This is a genomic window from Nostoc sp. JL33 (genome assembly GCF_017114985.1).
GTDB lineage: Bacteria > Cyanobacteriota > Cyanobacteriia > Cyanobacteriales > Nostocaceae > Nostoc.
Genome location: NZ_JABXKP010000089.1, coordinates 46,432 through 58,295 on the forward strand (window position 1 = coordinate 46,432; position 11,864 = coordinate 58,295).

At 41.7% G+C, this 11,864-nt stretch carries 9 protein-coding genes; 6 read left to right on the top strand and 3 right to left on the bottom strand.

The genetic code is table 11. The features are described 5' to 3' along the window. Window positions 1–4 precede the first annotated feature (4 nt). Both HWQ23_RS26415 and HWQ23_RS26420 read left to right on the top strand, forming a co-directional pair. Window positions 5–271: a hypothetical protein gene (locus HWQ23_RS26415; RefSeq protein ID WP_292835080.1), complete on the top strand. Its 267-nt coding sequence runs from the start codon at window positions 5–7 to the stop codon at window positions 269–271. Between the two features lie 390 nt (window positions 272–661). Continuing rightward, window positions 662–1,432, top strand: coding sequence for a DUF928 domain-containing protein (locus tag HWQ23_RS26420; RefSeq protein WP_292835082.1), 771 nt, complete (start codon window positions 662–664; stop codon window positions 1,430–1,432). Between the two features lie 330 nt (window positions 1,433–1,762). Here the strand turns inward: HWQ23_RS26420 and HWQ23_RS26425 are convergent, their stop codons facing one another. After that, window positions 1,763–4,432: a CHAT domain-containing protein gene (locus tag HWQ23_RS26425; RefSeq protein ID WP_292835084.1), complete on the bottom strand. Its 2,670-nt coding sequence runs from the start codon at window positions 4,430–4,432 to the stop codon at window positions 1,763–1,765. Window positions 4,433–4,478: 46 nt separating this feature from the next. On the opposite strand from HWQ23_RS26425, the gene HWQ23_RS26430 reads away from it, so the two are divergent. After that, window positions 4,479–4,637, top strand: a complete 159-nt coding sequence (locus HWQ23_RS26430) for a hypothetical protein (RefSeq protein WP_292835086.1) — start codon at window positions 4,479–4,481, stop codon at window positions 4,635–4,637. Window positions 4,638–4,686: 49 nt separating this feature from the next. Continuing rightward, window positions 4,687–5,430: a chromophore lyase CpcT/CpeT gene (locus tag HWQ23_RS26435; protein WP_292835089.1), complete on the top strand. Its 744-nt coding sequence runs from the start codon at window positions 4,687–4,689 to the stop codon at window positions 5,428–5,430. Between the two features lie 112 nt (window positions 5,431–5,542). On the opposite strand, the gene HWQ23_RS26440 is transcribed toward HWQ23_RS26435, so the two are convergent. Then, window positions 5,543–7,486 carry a sensor histidine kinase gene (locus tag HWQ23_RS26440; protein ID WP_292835092.1) on the bottom strand — a complete coding sequence of 648 codons (1,944 nt, stop codon included), beginning with the start codon at window positions 7,484–7,486 and terminating at the stop codon, window positions 5,543–5,545. Between the two features lie 53 nt (window positions 7,487–7,539). Then, window positions 7,540–8,208, bottom strand: coding sequence for a response regulator transcription factor (locus HWQ23_RS26445; RefSeq protein ID WP_292835095.1), 669 nt, complete (start codon window positions 8,206–8,208; stop codon window positions 7,540–7,542). A 261-nt stretch (window positions 8,209–8,469) separates the two neighbouring features. Between HWQ23_RS26445 and HWQ23_RS26450 the strand changes: the two genes are divergently transcribed. After that, window positions 8,470–11,508, top strand: coding sequence for a two-partner secretion domain-containing protein (locus tag HWQ23_RS26450; RefSeq protein WP_292835098.1), 3,039 nt, complete (start codon window positions 8,470–8,472; stop codon window positions 11,506–11,508). 165 nt (window positions 11,509–11,673) lie between these two features. Further along, entirely contained in the window at window positions 11,674–11,814 is a 141-nt protein-coding gene (locus HWQ23_RS26455; RefSeq protein ID WP_292835101.1) for a hypothetical protein, read from the top strand. Window positions 11,815–11,864 lie beyond the last annotated feature (50 nt).

The following is an 11,864-nucleotide window of genomic DNA, read 5'->3' on the forward strand; positions in this document are numbered from 1 at the left end:
GAACTTGAAACCCACGTCCGTGGGTTTAGTCTGTATAGCCAAGCCAGTGCAACAGGTGCGGTTTCCCGACTTGGAAATTGCGCGTCTTCCCAACTCTTCTCTACGAGAGGCTGCGCCAAGGAGACGCTACTTCGCGTTGGGAGAAGCAACTGGCGTGCGAATTCCATTCGCTAGGTTCAGGGATATTTTTACATTCATTGAGATGCACCAGCTAGAAGCAGCCCATGTTCGACATATTAGCACTGTGGAAGATGTCTGTTACCGCAAATAAGCGCTACGAGGATGCGGCAATTTAATTTTTATCACTAACTGCATATATTGATTCGCTCACACCCATAATATATATAAGTAAAGTTTCAGATCATCAAGGCAATACCTTCGCTTTCTTTAGGAGTATTGGCATAGAGCAAGCCTAGATCATACACGCTTGTTTTTGCTATCAGACAAAAAACTCAGCCAATAAAATCCTCTATGGTTTTTGTGTAAAGAATTTATACTGTCCTATGCATCTGGACTGGGATTTGACGTTTTGCCTTACGAGTATTGCACGCTCTTGTGTTGGGCTATTTCGGCAAAAGCTAGACTAACTCTTTTTTTGGCGAAGGTATTGTTAACCAGATATGTTCTTAAGACTTATCCTAGCAACTTATCGAGGTAGAACATGGCTCAGATATTACGCCCTTCCCAGAAATGTTTGAGGAAAAGCCTTTTTACATCCATTGATATTGGCTTGAGCTTATTGTTATTGATGCCTACAACAGCCTTAGCTGATGGTAACAACGATCCCCCACCTCAGACTACGGGAACTTCAGGTGGCTCTAGAGGATGCGAAACTCAGCCCAAGCCATCTTCAATTAGCATTCCAGCCCTGATTTTGCTTGCACCTTCCCAAATTTATGGGCAAACTTCGGCAACCCGTCCTACATTTGCTTGGTTTATCAGCAATTCTGACTCCTGGCAAATGGAGTTTCGGCTTTATGAGTATGACCAAGCTAGCAAACAATCTAAGTTGGTAAAAGAGATTAAAGACGAAAGTTTTAAAAGTTTACCAGGAATTATGATGCTATCTCTGTCCAATCTAGAATTGTTAGTTGGCCAAAGATATCTTTGGCAAGTCGAATTAGTCTGCGACGCTAATCGCCCGTCAGGCAATCCCTTTGCTACAGTTGCGATGAAAGTAGTTTCAGTTAAACCAGATTTGGAAAAGCAACTCTCTCAGAGCAATGATATTTTAATTAAGGCAAATCTCTATAACCAAGCTGATTTGTGGTACAACACTTTAGAAATCGCTTTAACCTCAAAGGATCAGCCGAAGCTGAGAGAATTAAAGATATCTCTTTTAGAACAGATAGCAAATGAATTTGAAACCGGACTGAAAGAAGAAATTAAAGTAGAACTTACAAAAAGCACAATTCATCAATTGCAGCGCTAGTATAAACGTTTGAATTTCAACCAAAAAACACTGAAAAATTTCGGTTCTATCGCTCCCTTTGTACTGTGGGATTAAAATTCAGGTTTTATTGGGAAGCTTTAAAACCTGAAAACCCAGTCAATCTAATAACACAGTCTATAAGACCAGTTTATTTATTATTAGATTCCATAAAAGGAGCGATAGAGCCAAAATTTCAAATTTAAGACAGTGATTAACTAGACATAGGCGTGAAAAAGAATATAGAGACGTAGCACTGCTACGTCTCTACAAGGGTTCTGGGTAACGCATATTTAATTTCACGCTTATGTCTACTGTTGACTGTTCACTGATTTACAGCCAGTTACCAATAAGAATGAATGGTGCCCAATATCCAGGGTGACTTTCGAGTTGGTGCTGATGCGTTTGTAGCCAAGCTATTTGAGTCGCCTGTAAAGCTTTGGCCTTACTTAATCCACTGTGCCAGCTTTGATAAAATTTGGCAATCAGTTGCACTGTTGCTGTATCATCAACTTTCCACAGAGAGGCCATAGCACTTTTAGATCCGGCTTGGATGGCGATTCCAGCTAGACCTAGAGTTTCACGATCGCTACCTACTGCTGTTTCACAAGCTGTCAAGGTCAATAACTCTATCGGATGATTGCGATCGCGAGTATTACTAATTAGTTGATAAAGATCGGTTATTGTCAACTTTTCATTATAAGTCTCAGTTCTGCCAGATTTTTGATTATTTGCTTCAACTTTTTTACCTGTCACCAAGAAAGTTTCTCTATCATCAATACCAAACTTGCCATGTGTTGCTAGATGAATTACTGAGTAAGTATTTTTTTCTAACTCTTGTTGCAAGCGCTCAGGTGTAAAGTCTTGATCCAGTAAGCCCTTACTTTTAGGTAAACTCGTTGTAATGGTTTTAAGCTCTAATTTCACTTGACTAAGCGGCTCAAAATATTTTGCACCCGCATCCGTTTCAATGGTAGCTGCCTGTGTCAAGCCGAAAGCCAATATTTTTAATTCTTCAGGGTTATAGCGTATTGGATTGCTTAGAGTCAGTGCTGGAGCAGTGGCGATCGCATACTTTTCAATCAAGAATTGCTTGCCGTCAAACAGCGCCCCCATCGGGATACTCCGAAGAATTCCATCTTGGATAAACACTAAAGTTTCGATTTTATCTATTTCTAAATCTTTGATAAAAGGACGAATCAACCAGTCGTACACTTGTTGAGCTTTGGCTTTATAACTGTTTTCCAAATCGGAGCGTTTTTCTAGTTTTACTCGCAGGCCATTGATTACATCTTTGACTTCTTGACTCTTAGCAGGTACCCAAAAAAATCGTGATTTAAATTTTTGATGCTCGTCAGCCAAGGTCAGAATGATCGCCAGCCGCTCTTTCAAGATAATCGAACTCAAGACAGCAGTGTTTTTTCCGATTAATGGCACTGGTTGCTGAATCAGTGCTAAAGCACAATCATTACCTAAATAATTTTGTAGTTCTGCTAGCCTTAACTGATCTATTCCTAGAAGGGCAAATTGTAAATTCTGTTGAATATCAGATTCTTGAACAAGATGCTCAGTTTGCTCTAAGCGTAACTCAAGCAACTCGCGGTAAACTGGTTCAACATTGTCTCGAAAGTCAAATTGAAAATCTCGCTGTTCTAAGGTCAGGTCGCGGCGGATACTTTTGAGGCTGTCAACAGATTGTTCATAAAAATTAATCGCTTCTTTCACCCGACCTGTGGCTTTAGATAGGCGTGCCGCCTGCCACGCCCACAAGTAAAGGCTCTCGTTTGCGATCGCACCAATCAGCGCTTGTTGAGTTAAATTTATCGCTTGTTGATAATCATGGCGACATTCGTAAATATGTCCTAATCGACCTTTGGCAAAGGATTCTCCCTCCCGATCTTGTATTTTTTGAGTGATTTTTACAGCTTTGTTGAGTAGTTCAATAGACGGGAGTAACGATTCTGACTCTAAGCATTGGGTTGCTGCATCAGTAGTGAACGACTCGCTCTTTTGGTTAACCAGTTGTAAAAGATTAGCGAGTTGAATCGCCGCATAGACTTTCTCACGAGAGTCTGGTAATTGTTCCAATACAACGATCGCTTGCTGTAATGTATTGTTAACTATGGCTTTATCCTGACGATGTTGGCGATCGTAAAGCCTAACTAGACTTAGTAGCGATCGCAATTCGTTTACTCTGTCGTTCTGGCTACGAGCTAGATTCAGGCTTTGTTCAAAATATTGTACAGCTTGGTTCTCATTGCCAATAGTGTGTTGGTGGAATTTTTGGGCAGCTTTGTTATCGCCTACCTCGCTAGCGAATTCAGCACGACGCTCATTCCCCTTAGCCAGATAAAAGTAAGTATTGGCTAAACCATTTAAGCTAGACGCTATATAAGTTTGATTATTGATACGCTTGGCGATTTCATCGCTATGTTCAAAATCTTGAATAGCTTGCTCGTACTTACCTTGGAGACGATGAGCATTTCCTAAACTTCCCCAAGCGGCTATTTCACCGAGATGATCTGATTGGCGGCGGGCAATTTCTAGGGCACTATCCTGAGTACATGGCAAATTGATTTGATTTTGACCGCACAAAATGGCAACTGCCCGTCGGTGCTGTCCCAAGCTACTGTAGAGTTGAGCCTGTTCTGTCAGCATCCGTCCTACTTTTATCGGCTCGTTTGTTTGACGATAGTAAGCAATAACTTGTTTTAATTGGGCGATCGCTTCAGGTATTTGACCTACTTGTTGATATGCTCTAACTAAGTATGTAAAAATACTTATTCTCTCAGCAGAATTGCTGCTAGACTCTTGAGAAGAAGAGAGAGCTTTTTGCCAAGACTTGATTGCTCCTTGAATATCGCCAGTTTGATATAGCTCAAGTCCTTGCTGCACTAGCTCTGTTAAAGCCGACGATTTAGCTGTTGCTATCTCTGCGATTCCCTTATACCCAATTGTTAGAGAGGGATGTGCTAACCACAAGCATAAGGTTAGGGTTGTCATAAAGAGAACTCCCCAAACGCGACGAATACGGTATGGCAAGCGTTGCATGATAGCACAAAGTAATACTTTACTTAATGGGCGATCGCTTTCGGCAATGCACAGTCTTGGTGTTGCGATCGCATCACTAAATACAGTATTTCATAAATCCGTTAGAAATTACCCCAGAAATAAATTTATTGGCGGCAAATCGGGCTTAATAGTGTAAATTATTTATCATCTGTCTGTAATCTGCTCTTGTTGAAGTCAGAACTTATATGCATTTTCTCAAAGTATCAATTTTGACAGTATTACTCACAACATTTTCATTTCTTCAACAAAGCCGTGCTGACACCATCGCCCCACCAATTAAGACACAGGTGAAGGAAGTAGCACAGTGGTTCACTGGTTTTTTTGATAATGCTCAACAGGTTGCTAATAGCGCTTCTGTGCCATTAATTACGATCTCAAATTGTAGTGTGCAACTGGATAATACTAATCCTCTGGCTGACACACAGAACGTTTATCTGGAACAAGAAAGTCCAGGTTTTGAACGCCTACGCCTTTATTCTTTTAGTGAAGATAATTCGGCTGTGAATCTCAGTATTAGCAGCTTTTTGAATGAAAATACTGTACGCGGGTTATGCAATCATTCTCAGTCTACGCGAACTGTTAGTATTAACAATGTTGTTGAGAAGAACACCTGTAATTTGCAATTATTTTGGGAGCCGAACAGCTATATTGGGAATAACGCTCCCAATGGCTGTATAACAAGTGATGGCTTCAAAGTGGTTTCCAACGTAACTATTGAGCCGAGTAGGATCGACTCCCTAGACAGGATTTTTGATCCTAAAGGTAATTTGCTTATCGCCACACCCATCGAATTCCGTCGAGTTGACTCTGTTCCAGAACCCTCTGTCACATTCGGGTTGTTGGCTTTAGGAATTTGGAGTACAAAAAACGTAATTTCAGATAACCTAAAACAGAAATTAAAAAAGAATAAAACTTCTGTTTCAAGTTAGCTATTTATCCAACACAACAGTTAACTTCATACCTCCGGTTTTCCTCAAATTTCAGCATAATTCCTAATTGACAAAAGTAATGTTATCTTAATCTCTCACGAATGGTGCTTTCTTAAATTACATCAGTGCGGGTAGAGAAAAATTTCCAATTGCCTGGATACAAAAATCGTTGTCGCCAAGTTCTTGCTACAGGCCAACTCAACTCGCAGACAGTGCCTTGGGGAGAGTGAGGAAATCGTCGAAACTTACCTCTCAATTTTCGGGCTAAATCTTGAGCTTGATCTGTTCCTCGCCCGCCACTTTGATAGTTAGATTTGGATATAATTCCAGATCCATTATCAATTATTTGCAAGCAATACTCGGTTGCCGATCGCGTACAAATAACATCAAGACGGGTAGCTGCTTGCGAATGTTTGCCGACATTACATAAAGCTTCTTGCAAAAATAAGTACAAGCCTCGCTTTTGTTCTGCATTTAAGTAGCAATCTTCTAGTGGCTCAAAATTGGGAGGAATAAAACTTTGAATTGTTTTAAATCCTTGAAAGTTTCTTTGTAAGGTACTGTCGTAAATATGATAAAGTAACTCAGCAATTGGAGTTTGCAGATCGAGAACCTCATTTCCGTCCAAATAGAGACTGTCATTACCACTAAGCATTTCTTGACCGAGATAATCAGGGATACTTCGTAATTCCCGATTCACTTGTTCAAGTTGCGATCGCAATTTCTCACATTCTATGTTTTCTTCGCCAAGACTCCTTAAAATTACAGCCAGCGTTTGCAGAGGCCCATTATGGATTGTCTCAAAACAGCGCTTGAGAGTTAGATTGCGTTGTTCGAGTAATGTTCTTAAATCTCGGTCGAAAAAAAATGTTGTCAGCCCTGCGCTTGTTAGAGCTAACAAGGTTGGTACTAAAGGAATCCACCAACCCACAACTAGGAAAATATAACAAATTCCCACAAGTCCGATGCTAGCTAACCCAAGGCTCAACAATGTTTTTGCAGGAGATTGCAGAATTAAACCCAGAATTATGCCAAGTAAACCCCAAGCTAAAATCCATAAATATTCCCAAAATTTAGGCCACACTTTTAACAGTGTTCGTCTGTCTAAAACATTACTAATAATTTGGCTGGTGGCATGGGCATGAATCTCTACACCATAAATCCATTGATACTGATTAGCAGAATTTTCAAATCCTAAATCTTTAGTATAAAATGTACGTTTGACTGCTGAAGTGATAAATCTATCTTTAATACTTGAGGCAGTCATGCCGACAATCACGACGCGATCGCTAATCCAATTGGGATCAATTTTTTTAGTGAGGACATCTCTCAAAGATAAGATGCGAAAAGGTTCAGGATCAGAGCGAAAGTTTAATAATATCTGAAAGCCATTAGCATCAGTTCCCACATATCCGCCAGAATTGGGGAGAAACCGGACTAGCTGACTCGAACTAAACCCGATAGGATCGTAAGAATGACTGCCATGATGAAATACAATTCCTTGTTCGCGCAAATAGAGTTGTGCTAAACGCAGAGGTAAGGAGTATTTAAGTTTTCCCGTGTAAGTCTTGCTTGCCATTAAGCTGCGGCGTAACTTGCCATCAGGGTCAACTATTACATCTGCAAAGCCGACTCGTTCGGGAGGTAACTCCGGCGGTGGCTTAACATTAAAAGTTCGTTTCTGATTTAATGCAACTTCAACTCCAATGATATTTGCATTTTCTCTTAAGGCAAGTGCGAAGTCTGCACGATCAGAATTACTATCTTTATCCTTAAAAATATCCAGACCGATGACTCTAGGTTTGTAAGTATGTAGAATCCTCAACATTTTAGCAATGTCTTTATCCGGTATGGGATAGGTTCCTACATAGTTAATATCCTCTTCATCAATGCCTACAATTACCACCCGTGGATCGATAGCTTCATTAGGCCGCATCCGTAGCAATTGATCGAATACAAGCCACTCTTGCGATTGCAATAATCCTGTTGAGCGAGCAACCACGATTAACAGGATTATTGAGAGTCCTGGCAGAACTACTTCTCGCCAGGGTTTCAATTGTTTATAAACTTTTTTCCAGAAATTGTTTTTTATAGGAAGCGTGAACTTCATCAATTAATTAATCCGATTTTTCTAGCTGCGATCTCAATTTGAATTCTCAATTCTTTACCAGGTTCGTCATAGACACCCAGAGAATCTTGCAGTCTAATCCAGTAATTTCTAACAGTGCGATCGCTCAACTTCATTTTTTGAGCGATCGCTTTATCTGTTAAGCTTTCTTGATATTTCAGCGTCAGTACCTCGATCCATTTTCGGTCAAATTCTGGGCGCGATCGCAATTCTGAAGATAAATAAATAGAGCCGCGCAATGCCAAGTCAACTAACTTTAACATTTCGCGGATCGGCAAAGACTTATCCATAGCGGCAAAGCCACCTTCATAAGCATTAATTATCGGTTTGAGACGTACCAACGGTTTGACATTGGTACTTAGCACCACTAAGTTAGGGGCAAGAGGGCTTTCCATCAAAGTTTTGCTCAGTTGCATACCAACTTCAACCTGAGCTGGAGCTTGAGGCTTTTCTGGCAGACATAAATCCACAATTACCAAGTCTGGGTGGTGGCGTTCAAATAGCTGATACGCCGTTTGGGCATCCTGAGCTGCGAAGATTTCCGCTTCTGGATATTTCTCCTTTAGCGCTGGAATTGTACCTTGAAGAATTGCTTCGTGGTCGTCAACAACTAAAAACTTTTGCAAAGTTTGCTTTGGCTCTCGGTTCATAACTGGTTTACTTTTTAATATATTTATCAAACCTACCAAAACTATCGGAGGTCTAACTTTTGTGGTGAGAAATTAACTTGCCATTTAAGTAAAACTTATCGTTCAAGACTAGGATACAAATAATCAGCTGACTCTGTGTTGCAGTTTGAGGAATTTAGTTTTCCAAAATTGGAAAATCAGCACCTTAGTTAAGGAATATGACAAATTGTGAAACTTGATGACATAGTATGACTAACTGGTTGTGAGGAGTCTATAAGTATTGTGAAAGCTAAATTAAGGTGTTATCGAAGCTGGGAATCGCTACTATTTGGTTCTGGGGCGATAACTATAACGGGATGCTGTGCTTTTGTAATCACTAGCCCCGTCTACGCCCAAATTATTCCTGATAATACACTTGAGGTAAATTCCAGTGTCGCACCGGGATGTACAGCTTGCACAATTGAAGGTGGAACAGTTCGAGGTAGCAACCTGTTCCACAGTTTTAGCGAGTTTTCCGTACCTACAGGCGGGGAGGCATATTTTAATAATGCGACGCAGATTCAGAACATCTTCACTCGCGTCACAGGTAACTCAGCCTCAAATATTGATGGGTTGATTCGGGCAAATGGCACAGCAAATTTATTTTTAATCAATCCGAATGGAATTGTCTTTAACTCCAATGCCTCCCTGAATATTGGCGGTTCGTTTATTGCAAGTACAGCTAATAGTCTTAATTTTAGTGATGGGATTAAATTCAGTGCTGTAAATTCTCAAACTCCACCTTTACTGACTATGAATGTACCCATTGGCTTACAATTTGGAAGAAATCCGAGAAAGATTCAGCTACAAGGTTCCAATTTAAAAGTTAATCCGGGTCAGACCTTAGCACTTGTAGGCGGTAATGTGGAGCTTAAGGGTGGTCAACTCCTAGCTTCGGGTGGAAATGTGGAGTTGGGAGGTATGGCAGACATTGGTACAGTTGGTTTGAGTATTAATGGCTCATACCTTGATTTAAGTTTTCCTAATGGCGTTGAACGAGCTGATGTATATCTCAGCAATGGTACTGATGTCAATGTACTCGCTGGTGGTGGGGGTAGTATTGCGATCAATGCCCGTTCCTTGGATATGACTGGAGAAAGTACACAGCTACAATCAGGGATACCATCAGAGTTGGGTTCTGTTGACTCACAGGCGGGAGATATTGAAATTAATGCAGCACAGACAATAAACCTGAATGGAAGTAGTATCTCTAATACGGTGCAATCAACAGCTGTAGGTAACAGTGGCGACATCAATATAACGACCGGATCGCTTTATGCAAGAAATGGCGGTCTACTGAATACCGAAACCTCTGGACAGGGGAAGGCTGGCAGTATAAACATAGTTGCCCGTGATACCGTTTCCTTTGATGCCAGTTATGCATCCAGTGCTCTACGAGCAACAGGCGTAGGCAAAGGTGGCAACATCAACATTACAACTGGGTCACTCTCTGTTACGAATGGTGGTGAGCTGGTTGCTACCAACTATGGTGGAAAGGGGGATGCAGGTAAGGTAGATATCGTTGCCCGCGATACCGTTACCTTTGATGGGATAGGTAGCGATGGATATCCGAGTGGAGCATTCAGCAATGTGTTCCCAAACGGGGTGGGCAACGGTGTCGAAATCAATATTACCACTGGGTCACTTGATCTAAAAAATGGCGCTGTATTGAATGCCAGAACCGCAGGGGAAGGAAATGCAGGCAGTGTGAATATATTTGCCCGCGATACAGTTTCCTTGGATGGCAATGGCATAAATGTCAGCTCGATACTTAGCGGAGTGCGGAGAGGAGCCGAAGGTCAGGGAGGCAACATCAAGATTACCACTGGGTCACTTTATCTAAAAAATGGCGCTGAATTGAATGCCAGAGTCGATGGGAAAGGAGATGCAGGCAGTGTGAATATATTTGCTCAAGATACAGTCTCCTTGGATGGGGTAAGTACCAATGGCAGAAATGTAACTTGGGTACTCAGTGGAGTAGGGGAAAAAGCCGAAGGTCAGGGAGGCAATATCAATATTACCACTGGGTCACTCTTTGTTACAAATGGTGGTGAGCTGGTTGCTACCAACTATGGTGGAAAGGGGGATGCAGGCAGTGTGAATATTACTGCCGGGGATACCGTTACCTTTGATGGGATAGGTAGCAATGGATTTCCGAGTGGAGCATTCAGCAATATGTTCCCAAATGCGGTGGGCAAGGGTGCTGACATCAAGATTACCACTGGGTCACTTGATCTGAAAAATGGGGCTGTATTGAATGCCAGAACCGCAGGGGAAGGAAATGCAGGCAATATAAATATATTTGCTCAAGATAGAGTCTCGTTGGAAGGGACGGGCAACAATGGAAGCCACAGTGGAATACTCAGTACTGTGGAATTGACAGGCGTAGGCAAGGGAGGCGATATTAACATTACAACCGGGAGGCTGTCTTTAAAGGATAAAGCCCAAGTAACGGTGAGCAGTGAGCAAGGGTCAGGAATTGCAGGCTCATTAATAGTTGAAGCTAACTCTATCGATCTTGACAACAAAGCAACAATCAGTGCTGATACAACAAATGGAGGACAAGGAAATATTAATTTGCGATCGCGCGACTTGTTGCTCCTACGCCGAGGTAGTAGCATTACTACCAACGCTACTGGTAATGCCACTGGTGGCAATATTACGATTGATACCGATAACCTAGTCGCTGTTCCAGAAGAAAATAGCGACATCAGTGCCAATGCTGAAGATAGCTTTGGTGGTCGAGTAATTGTCAATGCTTCGGGCATCTTTGGCACTCAGTTTCGTCTACAACCCACGCCATTAAGTGACATTACAGCTAATTCTGCTCGTGGTTCTGAGTTTAATGGCGTAGTGCAACTTAACACGCTTGATGTTAACCCTAGTCAAGGCTTAACTGCTCTGCCCACAAACATCATCGATACTTCACAGTTGATTGCCAATAGTTGCATTGCACGGAGTAAACGACCAGAAGGGAAATTCATCATCACGGGTAACGGAGGTTTGCCAGTAATGCCAGATGACCCCTCAATTGCACCCTATCAAACTTATCAGATTCCAACTGTCCAGAGCGCAAGTATCTCAGCGCCACAAGAAAACGCTCTCGACCCCAAAAACCCTACTACTAGCAGCAAACCTTACCATTTTGTTAAATCTGCGCCACTGATTGAAGCTCAGGGATGGATGTACGGAGCTAATGGTGAGGTGATTCTCACTGCCTCTGCATCTACTGTCCCTCCTCACAGTTTTTGGCCACAACTGCCTACCTGTTCGGGTTCCTAAGAAGTTTTAGTTATCTTCAAAAATTGGTTTTCCAAAATTGGAAAGTCAATTTCCTAACTTGACGATGTGCGTCTAATTAAATTTATCTATTGTAAAAGGGTGCAGTGAAGGCGAACACCTAAAACGCGATCGCCGCACAGACTCAATTAATTAAGGATAAAAACAATGTCTAACATCAAAAACCAAACCCAAGACCTCTACAGCATCGAATTGGTGCAAGACCTTGACCAAGAAGCCGCTGCTACTGTTAGTGGTGGTAAATTATACCTTTCGGGCGGATACAATGATACAGGATATAAAATATAGCGGTTCTCAGTTGGGTGCAATATAGTAACAGCAGTGGGTAAACCATCCAA

Excerpts from the sequence above, each read along its gene's own strand:
- HWQ23_RS26445 (WP_292835095.1), bottom strand. The coding sequence starts at position 8,208 with ATGAACCGAGAGCCAAAGCAAACTTTGCAAAAGTTTTTAGTTGTTGAC.
- HWQ23_RS26430 (WP_292835086.1), top strand. The coding sequence starts at position 4,479 with ATGATAGCACAAAGTAATACTTTACTTAATGGGCGATCGCTTTCGGCA.
- HWQ23_RS26455 (WP_292835101.1), top strand. The coding sequence starts at position 11,674 with ATGTCTAACATCAAAAACCAAACCCAAGACCTCTACAGCATCGAATTG.
- HWQ23_RS26425 (WP_292835084.1), bottom strand. The coding sequence starts at position 4,432 with ATGACAACCCTAACCTTATGCTTGTGGTTAGCACATCCCTCTCTAACA.
- HWQ23_RS26435 (WP_292835089.1), top strand. The coding sequence starts at position 4,687 with ATGCATTTTCTCAAAGTATCAATTTTGACAGTATTACTCACAACATTT.
- HWQ23_RS26420 (WP_292835082.1), top strand. The coding sequence starts at position 662 with ATGGCTCAGATATTACGCCCTTCCCAGAAATGTTTGAGGAAAAGCCTT.